Origin of the sequence: Burkholderia sp. BCC1998 (assembly GCF_905339875.1) — a bacterium.
Classification (GTDB): Bacteria; Pseudomonadota; Gammaproteobacteria; order Burkholderiales; family Burkholderiaceae; genus Burkholderia.
The window spans coordinates 1-17,699 of sequence record NZ_CAJPHE010000006.1 but is presented as its reverse complement, the minus strand read 5'-3'; the positions used below and the strand labels follow the sequence as shown (position 1 = coordinate 17,699).

The 17,699-nt window shown below is 65.4% G+C and carries 18 protein-coding genes; 7 read left to right on the top strand and 11 right to left on the bottom strand.

Features of this window, described 5'->3' with window-relative positions; all coding sequences use genetic code 11:
- Nucleotides 1-1,734: 1,734 nt before the first annotated feature.
- Complete coding sequence (locus U5A56_RS12785) at nucleotides 1,735-2,916, top strand: DNA-binding protein (protein ID WP_321922662.1); 1,182 nt, start codon at nucleotides 1,735-1,737, stop codon at nucleotides 2,914-2,916.
- 139 nt (nucleotides 2,917-3,055) lie between these two features.
- Here U5A56_RS12785 and U5A56_RS12780 read toward each other — a convergent pair whose 3' ends face one another.
- The 3 genes from U5A56_RS12780 to U5A56_RS12770 form a co-directional block, all read right to left on the bottom strand.
- Nucleotides 3,056-4,069: a tyrosine-type recombinase/integrase gene (locus U5A56_RS12780; RefSeq protein WP_044848758.1), complete on the bottom strand. Its 1,014-nt coding sequence runs from the start codon at nucleotides 4,067-4,069 to the stop codon at nucleotides 3,056-3,058.
- 102 nt (nucleotides 4,070-4,171) lie between these two features.
- Nucleotides 4,172-4,549 (bottom strand): DUF2471 family protein, encoded by a 378-nt coding sequence (locus U5A56_RS12775; protein WP_124485970.1) that lies wholly within the window; start codon nucleotides 4,547-4,549, stop codon nucleotides 4,172-4,174.
- Between the two features lie 127 nt (nucleotides 4,550-4,676).
- Nucleotides 4,677-5,288, bottom strand: a complete 612-nt coding sequence (locus U5A56_RS12770; protein WP_321798109.1) for an XRE family transcriptional regulator — start codon at nucleotides 5,286-5,288, stop codon at nucleotides 4,677-4,679.
- 161 nt (nucleotides 5,289-5,449) lie between these two features.
- Between U5A56_RS12770 and U5A56_RS12765 the strand changes: the two genes are divergently transcribed.
- Complete coding sequence (locus U5A56_RS12765) at nucleotides 5,450-6,649, top strand: glycine C-acetyltransferase (RefSeq protein WP_321922660.1); 1,200 nt, start codon at nucleotides 5,450-5,452, stop codon at nucleotides 6,647-6,649.
- A gap of 13 nt (nucleotides 6,650-6,662) precedes the next feature.
- Nucleotides 6,663-7,691: an L-threonine 3-dehydrogenase gene (gene tdh, locus U5A56_RS12760; protein ID WP_044848754.1), complete on the top strand. Its 1,029-nt coding sequence runs from the start codon at nucleotides 6,663-6,665 to the stop codon at nucleotides 7,689-7,691.
- Nucleotides 7,692-7,888: 197 nt separating this feature from the next.
- Here tdh and U5A56_RS12755 read toward each other — a convergent pair whose 3' ends face one another.
- Genes U5A56_RS12755 through U5A56_RS12745 form a run of 3 tightly spaced genes read right to left on the bottom strand, consistent with a single transcriptional unit; the run spans nucleotide 7,889 to nucleotide 9,252 of the window.
- Entirely contained in the window at nucleotides 7,889-8,179 is a 291-nt protein-coding gene (locus U5A56_RS12755) for a hypothetical protein (RefSeq protein WP_321922657.1), read from the bottom strand.
- 36 nt (nucleotides 8,180-8,215) lie between these two features.
- Complete coding sequence (locus tag U5A56_RS12750; protein WP_321922655.1) at nucleotides 8,216-8,617, bottom strand: hypothetical protein; 402 nt, start codon at nucleotides 8,615-8,617, stop codon at nucleotides 8,216-8,218.
- A complete protein-coding gene (locus tag U5A56_RS12745; RefSeq protein WP_321820583.1) occupies nucleotides 8,614-9,252 on the bottom strand; it encodes a GNAT family N-acetyltransferase in 639 nt (212 codons plus the stop codon). The genes U5A56_RS12750 and U5A56_RS12745 overlap by 4 nt, the downstream gene beginning before the upstream one ends.
- 191 nt (nucleotides 9,253-9,443) lie before the next feature.
- Between U5A56_RS12745 and U5A56_RS12740 the strand changes: the two genes are divergently transcribed.
- Together U5A56_RS12740 and U5A56_RS12735 are read left to right on the top strand one after the other, a co-directional pair.
- Nucleotides 9,444-10,058 carry a TetR/AcrR family transcriptional regulator gene (locus U5A56_RS12740; protein ID WP_321922654.1) on the top strand — a complete coding sequence of 205 codons (615 nt, stop codon included), beginning with the start codon at nucleotides 9,444-9,446 and terminating at the stop codon, nucleotides 10,056-10,058.
- A gap of 54 nt (nucleotides 10,059-10,112) precedes the next feature.
- Nucleotides 10,113-10,592 (top strand): DUF1348 family protein, encoded by a 480-nt coding sequence (locus tag U5A56_RS12735; protein ID WP_012365039.1) that lies wholly within the window; start codon nucleotides 10,113-10,115, stop codon nucleotides 10,590-10,592.
- Nucleotides 10,593-11,132: 540 nt separating this feature from the next.
- On the opposite strand, the gene U5A56_RS12730 is transcribed toward U5A56_RS12735, so the two are convergent.
- Nucleotides 11,133-12,218: a tartrate dehydrogenase gene (locus U5A56_RS12730; protein ID WP_044848750.1), complete on the bottom strand. Its 1,086-nt coding sequence runs from the start codon at nucleotides 12,216-12,218 to the stop codon at nucleotides 11,133-11,135.
- Nucleotides 12,219-12,335: 117 nt separating this feature from the next.
- On the opposite strand from U5A56_RS12730, the gene U5A56_RS12725 reads away from it, so the two are divergent.
- Nucleotides 12,336-13,259: a LysR substrate-binding domain-containing protein gene (locus U5A56_RS12725; RefSeq protein WP_321798124.1), complete on the top strand. Its 924-nt coding sequence runs from the start codon at nucleotides 12,336-12,338 to the stop codon at nucleotides 13,257-13,259.
- Between the two features lie 308 nt (nucleotides 13,260-13,567).
- Here U5A56_RS12725 and argC read toward each other — a convergent pair whose 3' ends face one another.
- The gene (gene argC, locus U5A56_RS12720; RefSeq protein WP_321922939.1) at nucleotides 13,568-14,515 is read right to left on the bottom strand and encodes an N-acetyl-gamma-glutamyl-phosphate reductase; all 948 of its coding nucleotides are present in this window, start codon (nucleotides 14,513-14,515) and stop codon (nucleotides 13,568-13,570) included.
- A gap of 118 nt (nucleotides 14,516-14,633) precedes the next feature.
- On the opposite strand from argC, the gene U5A56_RS12715 reads away from it, so the two are divergent.
- A complete protein-coding gene (locus U5A56_RS12715; protein ID WP_044849281.1) occupies nucleotides 14,634-15,518 on the top strand; it encodes a LysR family transcriptional regulator in 885 nt (294 codons plus the stop codon).
- Between the two features lie 26 nt (nucleotides 15,519-15,544).
- Here the strand turns inward: U5A56_RS12715 and U5A56_RS12710 are convergent, their stop codons facing one another.
- The 3 genes from U5A56_RS12710 to U5A56_RS12700 form a co-directional block, all read right to left on the bottom strand.
- On the bottom strand, nucleotides 15,545-16,009 hold the full coding sequence (locus tag U5A56_RS12710; RefSeq protein ID WP_321820578.1) for a signal peptide protein: 465 nt from the start codon (nucleotides 16,007-16,009) through the stop codon (nucleotides 15,545-15,547).
- Between the two features lie 60 nt (nucleotides 16,010-16,069).
- Nucleotides 16,070-17,287, bottom strand: a complete 1,218-nt coding sequence (locus U5A56_RS12705) for a DUF3734 domain-containing protein (protein WP_044849279.1) — start codon at nucleotides 17,285-17,287, stop codon at nucleotides 16,070-16,072.
- Between the two features lie 123 nt (nucleotides 17,288-17,410).
- Nucleotides 17,411-17,699, bottom strand: a 289-nt coding sequence (locus U5A56_RS12700; protein WP_321922651.1) for an SDR family oxidoreductase, incomplete at its 5' end; no start/stop codon positions are given.

Sequence of the window (17,699 nt, the reverse complement as noted above, 5' to 3'; positions counted from 1 at the left end):
GTGCGCGTGTGAAACGGCACTCACCCCAACCCTCTCCCGAAAACCCTCACCGGTCCGGATTTACAGCGTTTCGGACTCGTCCAGACGTGTCGCGGGATGCGCGGATTCACAGATTTTTGCCTGTGCTCGACACGTGCGAAACTTGCTCCCGTATCGGCTCACCTTTCGATTTGTCGTAATTTTGCGACTGCGCTTCCGGGTCCTCGTCACAGGGTCGCCACTGGACGTCGCGACATCGAGTGGACAGGCCCGCACCGGCCTGTATGCATGTACAGGCGCGGCTGACCGGGGCGACCGCAACCACGCCCGGGACCCGGAAACCGCGCCAAAAAGGATGCGCCGCGAGGCCATCGAAGCCGATTCACAGGCCCGGGCGCGCATTGTACAGCGCACAGAAACCGTTCGGTCCCGAAAATTCTCACCTCAACGGCTCGGAATTCTGTGCCCCGGATCCAGACGAGTCCCCGGCACACGCGGGATCGCCAGCCAGGACCTCCCGAAAAGCCTCACCTTATTGAAAAAAGCGGCGCTCCAACGGATGCGGATACGGCTCCCGAAAAACCTCACCGTAACCGCCGCGGTATCAAAAATGTCAATGCCGTCCGATACTTATGTGCAGCAGGCGTTCCGCTGTGTCCGGCGATCGTCCCCCGAAAAGCCTCACCTTTGCGGCAGGCGAACGTCGGCGGCAGCTGTGTATCGACTCCTGAAAACTCTCACCTGTGCCAAAAAGTGGCACAGCAAAAATCAGATTTCTGCCAGTCCCGGCGGGCTTTTCAGCGAATTCGCCCCGTTATGGGTCCCGAAAAGCCTCACTTTTGCCCTATTTTCGAGCAAATGGCGCTCCCGAAAAGGCTCACCTATCAGGCAAACGGCAGCCGTGATCGATGTCCCGAAAAAGCTCACCTCAACGGGATCCGGGCAGGAAAACCCGGATTTCGCTCCCGAAAAGCCTCACCTTTCAGGCTTCACAGGCCCCACAGGGCACTTTTGCTGTGCAAAATGACCGTTGTTTCCCGGAAATCCTCACAGCAAATCCCTGTGGAGTCCCGTGAAACCTCACCTTTAATGAAAACTGCCCAAAAGATGGGCAGAATAGGGGCGCGACTAAGGTCCCGCAAATTCTCACCTATGTCTGCACAGGCAGAAAACTGTGCGCGCAGGCACAGCGCGGGTTCCATGGCTGTGCAGCCCCGAAAAACCTCACCTTTGGGAAATCTCGCATTTCACTGTGATCCCGAATCCGCTCACGACCTTTCCTGCATCGGCTCACGCAGATCCCCGAACCCCATCACTTCAGCTCCCGCAGAAGATCACCTTGGTTCCCGTAAAACTTCACCTTCTCGGCCGGAAAGCCTTGCTACATAAGGCTGTGCCGTGGCGTTAACGTTTTTAACTAAGGGTTCAAGGGTGTTTACTTCTAATACTCTCAAGACATCGGTCGTCGAGTTTTCCACAGAGACCCCAACCCCTGAACACCGACAGCGAGCGTGACGCCCATCATGTGAAACAAATGCCCTTTTTCGGGGCTTGCTAAAAAACGCTTTCAGCACAAGTACTTGGCCCGCTTTCTTCGCTTTGTTTCACGGAATCGGGACGTTGGCTCATCCAGATCGGCTCACAGCGCCGATTTCTGTGCACGACGACGTAAATTCACCGCGGCCGACAAAAACAGGTATCAAAAAATACGTATTCCGTTATGATCACAACATTTCAATGTCTGTGAGTCCTGCCATGACGCTGGATGAAATACGTGAAGCCATCCGGGAAGAACTCGAATCGCTACGCGCGAGCGGCGCGCGCCGCCAGGAGTTGTCGCTGCATGCCTGCAAGCGCCTGTTTTTCGATCTCGGCATCCGGCCGTCGGCCGCCAATGTCCGCGATCTGACCCAGACCGGCAGTGCCAGCGACATTCCGAAGGACATCGATCATTTCTGGGAACGGATCCGTGCCGCGTCGAAGGTTCGGCTCGACGGTGCGGCGATTCCGAAAGCGGTCGAGGAAAAGGCCGGCGCATTGCTCGGCGCGCTATATGAAGAGGCGTTGAAAGCGGCCAGGGAAAGTCTCGATGTCGACCGCGAGCAGATCCGCGCCGGCGTGACCGATGCGGAACAGCGGCTGCGCGACGCCACGGTTCGCCAGGAAACCCTCGAAGGCGCGCTGACGCGCAGCGAAGCCCGCAACGAGCAGCTGCAGGCGCGTGTGACCGAGCTCGAGGTACAACTGGCCTCGCAATCGACGCACGGTTCGGCAAACGAGGCGACGCTGCTCACCACAGTCGCCCGACTCGAAAAGGAACTGGCCGCCATGGCCGGCCGCGTCGATGCCGAACAGACGCAGAACGCGGCGCTGCGCGACCGTATCGACACGCTGCAAGCCGAATTGCAGCAGCGCACCGAACACTATGCGCAGCAGATCAAGGATGCGGTGGCCGAAGCCGAGCGCCGCGTCAAACCGATGCTGGTCGAGCTGGACTCGCTGCGCAGCATGGCCTCGACCTATCAGAGCGGTTTGCGCGACGTGCAACGCAAGGAATTCGATTTCCTTCAGCAACTGAGTGCGACCAAGGCCCGCGCGGACCGGCTCGAGGAACAGCTTCGCAGCCAGGGCGACGAGTTGGAGCGCGCGACGCGCGAGGTGAATACGCTGCGCGCGAGCCGCGGGATGAACCCCGAGATTTCCGCGCTGATCCGGCGCCTGGCCGATGCCGGTCAGCTGGATGCCGATGCGTTTTCCGCGATCGGGACGTCACTGGACCATGAAATTCCGGTGCCGACCCAGTGCCCGCATTGCGACGGCGAACCGGAGTTGTCGCACGGCGACGACGGGTTCGAAGTATCGTGCCCCGAATGCGAACATGCATCGGGGCCCTGGCCTTCACGATTCGAAGCGATCGCACGCTTTGCACGCGATTGACGCGCGGGTCGGCACAGCGATCGCACAGGTGAGGTGATTCGGGACGCGTGAGGTGAGGTTTTTCGGGGGCCGCGAAATGGTGAGGCTACGCCACACAAGGCTGCTCACGGATCACGTCGCGTGAGCAGCCGGTTCGGCATCAGTGAGTTTCGTCCTGGTCGGAAGCGTCACCATTCGCGAGATCGTCACGCCAGTTTTTCCACGCGCGGTGCAGCCGGTTCGACGAGATCGGCCGCACGAAGCCGAGCCATTTGCCGACCCGCTCGGGCGGTACGTCGTGTTCGAACAGCTCGGCCGCATAGGTGTTGCGCAGCGTTTGCGGACTCGCGCGCGCGGTGCGCGACGACGTCAGCCCCGCGGATTCGACGATCGCGTCGATCGCGCGCAGCATCGTCGCCTTGTGCATCGGCCGCCCGGCATGCGATGCGGGAAACACGAGCTCGCCGGGAATCTCCTGGCGCTTGCGCTCCACGAGCCATGCTTCGAGCAACGCGATCGCGAACGACGCCAGATGGGTTTCGCGCGCGAAATCGGGATGCGTCGACGGGATCTGCAGCGACGTTCCGCTCGTATCGATGCAACTAATCGTGAGCACGCGTGCTTCGCCGGTCTTCACGCCGGCGCCGAGAAACGCGGCGACGAGCGCGCGGTCGCGCCGCTCTTTCCAGTATGCTGAGCCCGACACGCCGATCGGCGAAAACAGGTAGGCCAGCAACTTTGCGCGTTCGGCCGGCGTCAGGAAACCGGTTGGCTCGTTGTCGCGTGCCTGACGCCAGTTCGCTTCGCCATCCTGAGCAATGAAGCGGGCCGGGTTGGTGGACGCGAACTCGGTGCGCCGGATGTGGTCGAGCACGCGTTCGATCAGCCGCAAATAACGCATTCGCTGCGTTTTCCGGATCGGAAGCTCGCCGACGAAGTTCGCGATCGTTGCGGTATCGACGGTGGCCAGGTTTTTCTGGTTTGCACGCAGCCACGCAAGAAAGGCGCCCCATTGCGCGCGGTAGACGTCGGCCGACGAACGGCGGTAGTCCTGCATGGCAAGCCACGCGTCGAACGCGGCTTCGGGCGAGATGATCCAGTCGGACGCGCCGCGGTCGAACAGATCCTTTTCTTCCGGGCGTGCCGGGGTGTCGGAGGGCGTGGGAAGGGACATGTCATTTATTCCGTTAGTTGCGTATATGGTAGCCCTTTCCGCAACGTCGCGGACAGCAGGATGCGGGAGCCGCCCACCGTGTCGGACGCTCGGGGCCTGACGTCAGTCGCCCCACGCCTTTGACGGGCGGTGAACGCGCTCGCGGGGCGCCGCTTCCTGCGATTTGGCCGCGGCTTCATACGCGAGGACCGCGAACGAGAACACGGCGGGCAGCGCGTTCGATCGGCCGAAGTCGATCGGATCGTCCGTTTCGGGAAAGGTCATGTCCGACGGCCGTTCGAACAGTTGACGCATGCCGGCCTCGTGCCGGCTGGCAAAACCGAGATCGGCGAGCGCCTCGGCTTCGATCGCGTGCAGCAGGCGCCACGACAGCGGGACGCGCTGACGGATGTAGCGCCCGGCTATATGGCGAACGATCAGTTCGAGGTCGTGCGCGGCAGCCTTGAAGCTGAGCGCGGCCAAATCTTGTTCTTCTGTCATCGCAGGCTCCTGTCGACCGGCGCGGCGCCTCGGTGCGCCGCCCCGGCCATGCATGGCGGAATGTCCGTATACTGTACAAATATACAGTGTCTTCCGCAACTGGCCTTTCGGCCAGCTACCCGCATCGTCAGCGATGAATCACGATCAGCAGTGCGCGTGCCTCGGCCTTGCCGGGGTTGCGGATCGCATGCGGCGTGTCGGCCGGGTAGCGCGCGGTGTCGCCCGCCTTCAGGCGTCGGCTCGCCGCCGCGGCTTCGATTTCCATCGCGCCCTGCAGCACGGTGAGGTGCTCGCGCGTGCCGGGTTCGTGCGCGTTCGACACGAGCGCGCCGCCGCTCGGCAGCGTCAGTTCGTACCACTCGAACTTGCCGGCCAGGTCGATCGGGCCCCATACGCGCAATTGATAGCGGCCGTCGTGGCCGGCGAGCGTCGGGATGTCGTGCGGGCCGTCCACGCGGATCGTCTCCGGCGCTTTCGGCTGAGAGAACAGCTCGTCGAGCGTGATGCCGAGCGCATTCGTGAGCCGCCATGCGACCGCGATCGTCGGATTGGCCTTGTCGCGCTCGATCTCGGAGAGCATCGACTTCGATACGCCAGCCGCACGCGACAGGTCGTCGAGCGTCAGCTTGCGCTCGTTGCGCAGGCGCTGGATTTGCTCGCCGACGCGCGGCGGCGTCACGCCCGGCGCTTGCGGTGCGGCGCTGGCAGGCGTGCGCCGCGACGCGGAGGAACTTGCCATTTGGTTTCCGTTCGCTTAGAGTTGTTCGGTATTTCGAATTCTAGTTCGGAATATCGGATAAATGCGGTCAACCGAACGACCGACTATAACAGTAGCAGGCCGTTGCGCCGCCGCCACGAGTGGCGCGCGACGGGATGCGAATCCCTGTCAGGAGCTTTGCGATGCGTGATGCCTTTCTCGCCCAGGTGCGCGGGACGCTCGACCAGATCCGCGCGGACGGTTTTTACAAGACCGAGCGCGAGATCGCGAGTCCCCAGGCGGCGGCCGTGCGGCTCGCCGGCGGTGCCGGCGTGCTGAATTTCTGCGCGAACAACTATCTCGGTCTGGCGAACGATCCGCGCCTGATCGCCGCGGCGCAGGCCGGTCTCGACCAGGACGGCTTCGGCATGGCGTCGGTGCGCTTCATCTGCGGCACGCAAACCGTGCACAAGCAGCTCGAAAGCGCGCTGGCATCGTTTCTCGGCACCGAGGACAGCATCCTCTATTCGAGCTGCTTCGATGCGAACGGCGGCCTGTTCGAGACGCTGCTCGACGAGAACGACGCGGTGATCAGCGACGAGCTGAACCACGCAAGCATCATCGACGGCATCCGCCTCTGCAAGGCGAAGCGTTTCCGCTACAAGAACAACGACCTGTCCGACCTCGAGGCGAAGCTGAAGGAAGCCGACGCCGCGGGCGCGCGCAACAAGCTGATCGCGACCGACGGCGTGTTCTCGATGGACGGCATCATCGCCGACCTGAAAGGCATCTGCGACCTCGCCGATCGTTACGGCGCGCTCGTGATGGTCGACGATTCGCACGCGGTCGGCTTCATCGGCGCGCATGGCCGCGGTACGCCCGAGCACTGCGGCGTCGACGGTCGCGTCGACATCATCACCGGCACGCTTGGCAAGGCGTTGGGCGGCGCATCGGGCGGCTACGTCGCGGCCCGCCGCGAGATCGTCGAATTGCTGCGCCAGCGTTCGCGCCCGTACCTGTTCTCGAACACGCTGACGCCGAGCATTGCCGCGGCGTCGCTGAAGGTGCTGGAACTGCTCGGCAGCGACGAAGGGGCGAAGCTGCGCGAACGCGTGCGCGAGAACGGCGCGCGTTTCCGCGAGCAGATGACGGCCGCGGGTTTCACGCTCGTGCCGGGCGCGCATCCGATCATCCCGGTGATGCTCGGCGACGCGCAGCTTGCGACCAACATGGCGGACAAGCTGCTGGCCGAAGGCGTCTACGTGATCGGCTTCTCGTTCCCGGTCGTGCCGCGCGGTCGCGCGCGCATCCGTACGCAGATGAGCGCCGCGCATACGCCCGAACAGATCGATCAGACGGTCGCCGCGTTCGTGCGCGTCGGCAAGTCGCTCGGCATCGTCTGACGGAGGCGCGACCATGAAAGCACTGGCAAAGCTCGAACGCGGCCCGGGCCTCACGCTCACGCGCGTGAAGCGCCCCGAAGTCGGACACAACGACGTGCTGATCAAGATTCGCCGCACGGCGATCTGCGGCACCGACATCCATATCTGGAAGTGGGACGACTGGGCGCAGAAGACGATTCCCGTGCCGATGCACGTCGGTCACGAATACGTCGGCGAGATCGTCGAGATGGGGCAGGAAGTGCGCGGCTTCGCGATCGGCGATCGCGTGTCCGGAGAAGGCCACATCACGTGCGGCTTCTGTCGCAACTGTCGCGCGGGGCGCCGGCATCTGTGCCGCAACACCGTCGGCGTCGGCGTGAATCGTGAAGGCGCATTCGCCGAGTACCTGGCGATTCCCGCGTTCAACGCGTTCAAGATTCCGCCCGAGATCTCCGACGATCTCGCGTCGATCTTCGATCCGTTCGGCAACGCGACGCATACGGCGCTGTCGTTCAATCTCGTCGGCGAGGACGTGCTGATCACCGGCGCGGGCCCGATCGGGATCATGGCCGTCGCGATCGCGAAGCACGTTGGCGCGCGCAACGTCGTGATCACCGATATCAACGACTACCGGCTCGAACTTGCGCGCAAGATGGGCGCGACGCGCGCGGTCAACGTCGCGCGCGAGTCGCTGCGCGACGTGATGGCCGACCTGCGCATGACGGAAGGCTTCGACGTCGGTCTCGAGATGTCGGGCGTACCGAGCGCGTTCACGAGCCTGCTCGAGGCGATGAATCACGGCGGCAAGGTCGCGCTGCTCGGCATTCCGCCCGCGCAGACGGCGATCGACTGGAACCAGGTGATCTTCAAGGGGCTCGAGATCAAGGGCATCTACGGTCGCGAGATGTTCGAGACCTGGTACAAGATGGTCGCGATGCTGCAAAGCGGTCTCGATCTGTCGCCGATCATCACGCATCGCTTTGCGGCGGACGATTACGAGAAAGGCTTCGCCGCGATGCTGTCGGGTGAAAGCGGCAAGGTGATTCTCGACTGGACGGTCTGAGTGCCGGCGGGGCGGTTCGGTACGTTTGCCGGCTGCCCCGCTCGTGCGGGCATGAGCGTTTGTCGGGGCTGGGCCGCTTCGACAAACGCGTAAGGTGAGAATATTCGGGAGCTGTATTTGCGTACCGAACGGCGGCTCGATCATGCTGCCGCGTGTCGCGCAGGCGTGGAATTCAACGGGCTGCACGTCGTTTCCCGTCAGCGATACGAGGGCGATCGCACTTCGATTCCGCAGCACTCATCGGTGACATGCAATCGCGCATGCACCTCACCCATCAGCGCCGCTCCGCTGCCCACTCCGTCGCGTCGCTCGGCGCGTGCCTTTCTTCCTGCCCTTCCGTTTTCGCTTGTCGTGCCTGAATAGCGGGCCCTTGCCGCATCATCGCGTGTCATGGTTTTGCCCTGCGTCAGCGCCAGCACGTCACCACGCAACCCGGTCACGGCTCGGCCGCGAGGCGTGAGCCGATCACCGCCGTGCAACTCACCCATCAGCCCGCCAGCCGGCATCGATCGGTGCGCTGCCTGCTATTCGATCCGCTCACCATTCGACCGTCGCGGCTCGAGTTGCAGACTCAACACGACGAGCCAGCGTTTCGGGCATTGCGGTGCGATTTCGATCAGATCGCCATGCGCGCCGGACACCGTCACGAGTCCGTGTTGCGCTGCATGCCGATACGCGCGCGATGCGTCCGCCTGAAGCCAGAAGCTGACCAGCGCGCACGTGACGAAGCGGAACAGCAGCAATGTCGCGGCTTCCGGCGTGTCGCCCAGCAACACGAGCAGGCCGTCGAACGCGAGCGTCAGCATCTGCGTGACCGCGATCGTGATGACCGTCAGCTTCGCCAGCCCGCGCATGCGCAGTGCTGCCCGCGTGCGGGCGTGACGTAGTGCGAGCCGCGCGCGATCGTCGTCGCTTTCGCGTCTCACGACGCCGCTCCGGCGCGCTGCGCGACGTCGATCGATGTCGTGTCGGATACAGGCATCGGCTCGCCTGCTACGCCAACCGCCTTGCACAGGATCGCGCTGTCGTAGCTGTGTCCTGCAAACCGCATCACGTCGATCAACCGAAACCCTTCGCGACGATAGAAGTCGACGAGCCGGACAGCCGCATGCGGCGCATCGAGCGCGATGTGCGTCGCGCCACGCGCGGCAGCCCGCCGTTGTGCGAACGCGAGCAGCGCACGGCCGATTCCGCGGTCCTGCCAGACCGGATCGACGGCCAGCTGGCCGAGCGTCGCGACGCGTCGGCTGCGATACGGATCGCAACGTGAATCGGGATCGTGCGCTTGCATCGTGATCGTCGCGACCAGATGCGCGTTGCCGAGCGCGACGAAACACTCGCTGGTGAGCATGCGTTCGCGCGTCGCCGACGCCGGCTGGTCGACCCCCGGACAGTTGAAGCCCGCGGCGCCGAGTGGCGCGTACGCACGATGCAGCAACGCGGTCAGCGACTCATACGAATCGCTGCGCGGATCGAAACGCCTTACCACCACGCGGCCGTCGAGCCGCTTCGCATAAGCCGCATAGGCACGCGCGGAGCGTGCGGATTCCGGTCGCTGCATGATGTCCTTTCGGCCAGACAGGGTGACCGAAGTGTAGTGAGCACCCCGCGCCAGCTTCAAGAAAAAATGTCGTAAACGCCGGCTGCAATGCGCCGCTCGCCATCGAGACCATGCGGCGATCGGCCCTTCCGACGGCAGGGCCTTTTCACGCGGCTGTTGACGAGGGAGAACGATCGTTCTACCGTAAACCCATGAACACACATGATGACCTCTCCGGCGAACCGGCCGTTCGCGACCGGCTGCTCGACGCGGCCGAAGCGCTGATCTACTCGGGCGGCATCCATGCCACGGGTGTCGACGCGATCGTGAAGCGATCCGGTGCCGCGCGAAAGAGCTTTTATTCGCATTTCGAATCGAAGGAGGCGCTGGTCGTGGCCGCCCTCGAGCGCCGTGACGTACGCTGGATGCGCTGGTTCGTCGACGCGACGCTGGCGCGCGGCAAGTCGCCGCGTGCGCAGTTGCTCGGCATGTTCGATGTGCTGCGCGACTGGTTCGTGGAACCCGATTTTCACGGCTGCGCATTCCTGAACGCGTCCGGTGAAATTGCCGACGCCGACGATCCGGTGCGCATCGTCGCGCGCATGCACAAGGCGCGCTTGCTCGCGTTCGTGCGCGAGCGGTTCGACGCGTATGCCGACGCAGCCGGGATCGAGCGCCGCGGGCTGGCCCGCCTCGCACGTCAATGGCTGGTGCTGATCGACGGCGCGATCGCCGTGGCGCTCGTCAGCGGCGATGCCGTCGCGGCGCGCGATGCGCGCGCAGCCGCCGAATGCTTGCTCGATACGGTGTCTCGAGCGTCGCAGTAACGCGTCCCAACCGGCTGCGTTCGTGCGCAGCCCAACCTTGAACAGGAGCATCCCATGTCCGCTTCCCCGGAAGTTCGTCCGCCCGTTCCGCCCTTCACGCTCGACACGGCGCGCCAGAAAGTGCGCGCCGCGGAGGATGCGTGGAACACGCGCGACCCGCAGCGCGTGTCGCTCGCCTATACGCCGCAGAGCCGGTGGCGCAATCGCGCGGAGTTCGTGACGGGCCGCGACGAGATCGTCGGCCTGCTGCAGCGGAAATGGACGCGCGAGCTCGACTACCGGCTGATCAAGGAGCTGTGGGCGTTCGGCGGCAATCGCATCGCGGTGCGATTCGCGTACGAATGGCATGACGACGCCGGCAACTGGTTCCGCTCATACGGGAATGAAAACTGGGAGTTCGACGAAAACGGCTTGATGGCGCATCGCCACGCGAGCATCAACGATCTGCCGATTCGCGAAGCGGATCGCCTGTACCACTGGCCGCTCGGCCGCCGTCCGGACGATCATCCCGGCCTGTCCGATCTCGGGCTGTGACGCAGCACGATGACGACGCGTGAACGCGTTCGATCACGCATCGAGCGTGCCGCCTGTGCTCAACGGTGAGGAAATTCGGGAGCCGTGTATTGAGGTGAGAGTTTTCGGGAGAACGAGCGATTCCGTGCGGGACGGTGTGATTCTTCACGTCCCGCGTCTCACCGATCATTCTTCGCAGGAAACGGCGCGATTGCGCTGACGGAAGCGCCGTGCGCATTGCAGTGCTCGCGCTTTCGTTGCGTTGCCCGCGCGCGAATCGAATGCGACATCGACACTGGCGGGATTCGATCGGTGTGTAGCGATGCGTGATGCAACTCACCGCTCGACTTCGACGTGATGCCGGTTACGGCGATGGATCGACACGTGACCGTGCGTGTCACCGCATCGCGTTGCTCACCGTTCGAAATCGACATCGATACCGACACGCGCGCATCCAGGCCCGCGTATCGGAATCAACCAAGGTGCGCGGCAGCCGGTCGTGTTGCTCACCCCTGAACACGCATTCATCGACCACCTGCGCGCACCCTGCGCATCGTTCCGTCAGCCGGCGATCCGCGCCGCGATCGCTTCACCCACTTCCTGCGTCCCTGCCTGGCCGCCGAGATCGCGCGTGCGCGGCCCGGTGCGCAGCACGTCCTCGATCGCCGCGACGATCGCATCGTGCGCTTCGCGTTCGCGGCCCGCGCCGTTGCCGAGGAAGTCGAGCATCATCGCCGCCGACCAGATCATCGCGATCGGGTTCGCGACGTACTGGCCCGCGATGTCCGGCGCGGAGCCGTGCACCGGTTCGAACAGCGACGGAAACGTGCGATCCGGGTTCAGGTTCGCCGACGGCGCGATGCCGATCGTGCCCGTGCAGGCCGGCCCGAGGTCGGACAGGATGTCGCCGAACAGGTTCGACGCGACCACGACGTCGAAGCGGTCGGGCTGCAGCACGAAGCGCGCGCACAGGATGTCGATGTGCTGCTTGTCGACGGCGATCTCGGGATAGCGCTCGCCCATCTCGGCCGCGCGCGCGTCCCACCACGGCATGCTGATCGCGATGCCGTTGCTCTTCGTCGCGACGGTCAGGCGCTTCGCGCGGCGCTGCGCGAGCTCGAACGCGAACTTCAGCACGCGCTCGGTGCCGTGACGCGTGAAGATCGACTGCTGCATGACCACTTCGCGCTCGGTGCCTTCGAACATCGTGCCGCCGACCGACGAATATTCGCCTTCGGTGTTCTCGCGCACGATCATGAAGTCGATATCGCCCGCGTTGCGGCCGGCGAGCGGCGACGGCACGCCGTCGAACAGGCGCGCGGGCCGCAGGTTGATGTACTGGTCGAACTCGCGGCGGAATTTCAGCAGCGAACCCCACAGCGAAATGTGGTCGGGCACCGTCGCGGGCCAGCCGACCGCACCGAACAGGATCGCGTCCATGTCCGACAGCTGGGCCTTCCAGTCGTCCGGCATCATCTTGCCGTGCTGCGCGTAGTAGTCGCAGCTCGCCCAGTCGATCTGTTCGAACTGGAAACGGATGCCGAAGCGCGCCGTCACGGCGTCGAGCGCGCGCAGGCCCTCGGGCATCACTTCACGGCCGATGCCGTCACCGGGGATGACGGCAATCCTGTACGTCTTGTCGCTCATGCAAGCCTCCTTGGCTGTTCGGGCCGCCGGCAGCGTGCGCAGCGGAACGTGACGCCATTTTATTTATTTCCATTCAGATTAAAATCGTGCGAAAGGTTAATCGACTTTCCACGAATCGTGAACAAATCGCCGAATCTCGACGACCTGCGCGTCTTCAGCCTGGTCGTCCGCCTGACGAGCTTCAGCGCGGCCGCCGAGCAGCTCGCGGTGTCGCCCGCGTACGTGAGCAAGCGCATCGCGCTGCTCGAGGCGCAGCTCGGCACGCGGCTGCTGCATCGGTCGACGCGCCGCGTGACGGTCACCGAGGCCGGCGAACGCGTGTTCGCGCGTGCCGAGAAGATTCTCGACGACGTCGATCATCTCGTCGAGGATGTCTCGACCACGCGCACGGTGCCGCGCGGCACGCTGCGCATTTCGAGCAGCTTCGGCTTCGGCCGCCATGTCGTCGCGCCGGCGTTGCTCGACTTCTCCGCGCGCTATCCGCAGCTGAACGTGCGGCTCGATCTGTTCGACCGGCTCGTCGACGTCGCGGGCGAAGGCTACGACCTCGACGTGCGCATCGGCGACGAGATCGCCGATCACCTGATCGCGCGCCGCCTTGCCGCGAACTATCGCGTGCTGTGTGCATCGCCCGACTATCTCGCACGACGCGGCACGCCGCGCACGCTCGCGGATCTCGCGTCGCACGACTGCCTCGCGATCAAGGAGCGCGACCATCCGCTCGGCGTGTGGCGGCTGAACCTGCGCGGAGAAACGGCAACGGTGAAGGTCGGCGGCGCGCTGTCGACGAACCACGGCGAGGTGGCCGTGCAATGGGCGCTGGCCGGGCGCGGGATCGTGCTGCGCTCGATCTGGGAGGCGGGGCCGCTGATCGAACGCGGCGCGCTGCGGCGCGTGCTGCCGGACGTGATTCAGCCGGCGAACATCTGGGCGGTCTATCCGGAACGCGTCGCGGCTTCGGCGAAGGTGCGCGTGTGCGTCGATTTTCTGGCGGAGGCGCTCGCCGGGTTGAATGCCGCGGCGAGCGACGATGCGGGCTGAAATCGGCGAAAGGTGAGCTTTTACGGGGGCATGTCTGCGACGTCGGCACATGCCCGTTTTGGGCTTGCCATCGCGTCATGGGCCGACACGATGCAACAGGCAGCGATACGTCGATGGCCGCGAGGCACGGGCCCGACCGACGATGATGCCCGCACCCGCACCCGCACCCGCACCCGCACCCGCACCCGCACCCGCACCCGCACCCGCACCCGCACCCGCACCCGCACCCGCACCCGCACCCGCACCCGCACCCGCACCCGCACCCGCACCCGCACCCAAACCGCGGCTCACACCCGCGGCTCCGGCGTTCAAGCCGCTTGCGCAGCGCTCGCCGCGCCGAGCATCAGGTCGAGATTCTGCACGGCCGCGCCGGATGCCCCTTTGCCGAGATTGTCGAACACGGCGGACAGCAGCACCTGACCGTGATCGTCATTGACGAACACGCTCAGCCGCAGGTCGTTCGTACCGTTCAGCGCCTGCGGATCGAGATGCGTGATCGTGCGCGTATCCGCGAGCGGCGTCACCTCGACATGGCGCGCGCCGGCGTAATGGTGCGCGAGACACGTGTGCAGCAACTCACCGGTCACGCCGGCCGGAAGAAGGCGCAGCTCGATCGGCACCGTCAGCACGATGCCTTGCCGATAGGCGCCGTAAGCCGGCACGAACAGCGGACGATGCGCGAGCCCGGCATGCAGCTGGATCTCGGGCGCATGCTTGTGCGCGAGCGCGAGGCCGTAGACCTGCAGCGGTTTCGCGCGCGCGGCGTCGTTCGATTCGAATGCGTCGACGGCGGCGCGGCCGCCGCCCGAGTAACCGGACACCGCATGGATGCTCACCGGGTAGTCGCGCGGCAGCAGGCCGGCCTGTTGCAGCGGCCGCAGCAGCCCGACCGCGCCTGTCGGATAGCAGCCCGGATTGGTGACGCGCCGTGCACGTGCGATGGTCTGCGCGTGCCCGTCGGCCATCTCGGGGAAACCGTAGACCCATTCCGGTTCGGTGCGATGGGCCGAGCTCGCATCGATCACGCGTACCGCCGGATTCCGGATGAAGCCGACCGCTTCGCGCGCGGCGGCGTCGGGCAGGCACAGAATCGCGATATCGGACGCGTTGATCGCTTCGCCGCGCCGCGCGGGGTCCTTGCGCTCGGCATCCGGCAGCGTGACGAGCCGCAGGTCGGTGCGATCCCGCAGGCGCTCGTGGATCTGCAGTCCGGTCGTACCTTGGTCGCCGTCGATATAGACAGTAGGGAGGCTCATGATGGTCGCGTTCCTCGTTTCGGGCATCGGGAAAGCCGTATCGTCCATCGAACGCCTAGAATAGGAAAAGTTGAATTTCCTGATGACCGGATTCAGTTTTCCTGAACGAGAGGTGGGCATGCGCGAGATCAGTCTGGACCGGCTGCGTACGCTGGTCGCAATCGCCGACCAGGGATCCTTCGTGGCCGCCGCGCAGCTGCTGCATCTTGCGCCGCCGACGGTCAGCCTTCATGTCGCCGAACTCGAAAGCCGCATCGGTGCGCCATTGCTGTCGCGCACGCGCGGCAACGTGCAGCCGTCGACGATCGGTGCGGTGCTGGTGGAGCGGGCACGCCGTCTGCTGGCCGAGGTCGAGTCGACCCTCGACGACGTCGAGCGGCAGGTGCAGGGGCTGACCGGGCGCGTGCGCCTCGGCGCGTCGACCGGGGCGATCGCCCATCTGCTGCCGCAGGCGGTGGCCCGGCTGCGCGAGCAGCATCCGGACATCGATGTCCAGATCGCGGTGCTCACGTCGCACGACACACTGGCGCGGCTTGCGCAGGGCTCGCTCGACGTCGGGCTGGTCGCCCTGCCGCAGGCGGCGGTCGCGGGGCTGTCGATCCGCGCGTGGCGGCGCGATCCGGTGCTGGCCTTTCTGCCCGCGGACTGGCGGTTGCCGGCACGCGTGACGCCGGCCTATCTGGCCGCGCGCCCGCTGATTCTCAACGATGCGACCACCCGCCTGTCGCGGCTCACGACGGAATGGTTCGCGCTCGGCGGCCACCGGCCCGAGCCGCGCATCGAACTCAACTACAACGATGCGATCAAGAGCCTGGTCGCCGCGGGTTACGGCGCGACGCTGCTGCCGCACGAGGCGGGCGCCCCGTTGCCCGACCCACGCATCGTCATGCGGCCGCTGCGTCCGGCGTTGTGGCGCGAACTGGGCATCGCCCATCGGGCCGGCCCGGTCGAGCGGTCGACCCAGCACGTGCTCGACGCGTTGTGGGCGCTCGGCGCGCGCTAGGGCGCTCAGGGAACCGCGCCGCCGTCCTACAGCCGGTTGTCCTTCGCGAGCATCAGCACGCGCGCCCAGCGCTGCGCATCGCGCTTGTCCATCATCGGCAGTTTCCATTCGCCGCGCACCGTGTCGCGCACGCGCACGACGAGATGCCAGCGGCCGCCGATCGGCGCCGCCTCGCAGCCGTCGAGCTGCGACAACGTATAGCGGCCGTCCGCGCCGTCATGCGACAGCCACAGCAGCCCCTGCGTCGCGGACACGCGCAGCTCGCCCCACGCGCGATGCACGATGTGGGTCCAGCCTTGTTCCTTCGTGTTCGGTGCGATGTCGCGGCGGCGCTTGATCCACCATGCGATCAGCGCGATCAGGATCGCGGCGGCGAGCACGGCGGCCGCGATCGCGACCGGCTGGCCGAACTGCGCGGCGATGACGTGAAACAGGTGGACGGCGCCCCATCCCAGGGCGATGAGCGCGAACAGCGCAATGAAGATCGGCATGTCGAATCGGAACAAAGGACGGACCGGCGCAGCCTGCGCGCCGGTCCGTCGCATACGGCATCACCGGCGGCGGTGAATGTCGTGCGTGACGAAGCCCGCGTCGTTGGTGGGCAGCGCGAGGCCGTCCTTGACCGCGAGCGTCTTGCGGATGTCGTCGAGACCCGCGCACCAGTGGTCGCGCATCGTCGACAGACCGAACTGATAGTCCTTGTAGTGGTGCTCGTACGCCTTCTGCTGATAGATCAGGTGCTGGATGTTGTATTTCTTCCCGCTCGACATCGCTTCGGCCTCGATGCACCACGGGTCGTTCTTGCGCTGCTCTTCCGGCACCTGCTCGAGCACGTGGCGCAGCACGTTGCGGTAGCGCTGTTCGCGCTGCAGCGTATCGGTGACGAAACGCGTGCGGCTCGAATACTGCACGTCCTTCGTGCGTTCCGCGACGTCGGCCATCGTGCGCGGCAGCGGCCCGCGTGCGCTCCACAGATCGACCTGGAACGCGAGCGTGTCGCGCCGCGGACGCGCGCGCAGCACTTCCATCAGCGGCGTGTTCGACACGACGCCGCCGTCCCAGTAATACTCGCCGTCGATTTCGACCGGCGGAAACGCGGGCGGCAGTGCGCCGGACGCCATGAAGTGCTCGGGTTCGAGGCGGATGCGCGAGTTGTCGAAGTACACGAAGTTGCCGGTGCCGACGTTGACCGCGCCGACCGACACGCGCGTCTCGCCCGAGTTGATCCGGTCGAAATCGCACAGCTTGAGCAGCGTCGCGCGCAGTGCCGACGTGTCGTACCAGCTGATCTTTTCCGGATGATCGGACACGCCCGGCAGCGGCGGCGGGAAGCGCGGCGAGAAGAAGCCCTGCTGGCCCTGCATCATCGCGCTTGCGGCCTGCGATGCGGTGAAGAACGTGCGGACCTGGTCGATGCTGTTGAACAGCGCGAATTCGAACGCGGCCGGAATCGCGGGAAAGAACGCCGGCTGGCAGATCGTTTCCCAGAATTGGCGCAGCCGCTCGACGCGATGTTCGGGCGCATTGCCGGCGATCAGCGCGGTGTTGAGCGCGCCGATCGAGATGCCTGCGATCCAGTCGAGCGGAACGCCCGCTTCGTGCAGCCCTTCGAACACGCCGGCCTGATACGCGCCGAGCGCGCCGCCGCCCTGCAGGACGAGCGCGATGGTTTCGTACGGCAGCGACCGCGCAGCGGCCGGCGCGCCGGCTTCGTGATGCAGGTCCGCCGCATCGACGGCCTGCTTTTCTGTACGCGCGTGCGGTTTCATCAGTTGCTCCGAGAAATCCCGCCGTGGACGGCGGAGACGGATGGCGTGGCGTCGACCGACGGCACGCCGTCCTTGGTATGGATGGTGGTGTGGAAGTCGCCTCCCGTTACAGAGGCGAGGACCTTACTGCATGAACCAGCCGTGGCTGACGACGAACGACTGGCCCGTGAGCGCGGCGCTCGGGAACGCCGACAGGAACAGCACCGTCTGCGCGACGTCCTGCACCGTCGTGAACACGCCGTCGACCGTGTTGCCGAGCATCACCTTCTTCACCACTTCCTCTTCGCTGATGCCGAGCTCCTTCGCCTGCTCCGGAATCTGCTTGTCGACCAGCGGCGTGCGCACGAAGCCCGGACACACGACGTGCGAACGCACGTTGTGCTTCGCGCCTTCCTTCGCCAGCACGCGCGCC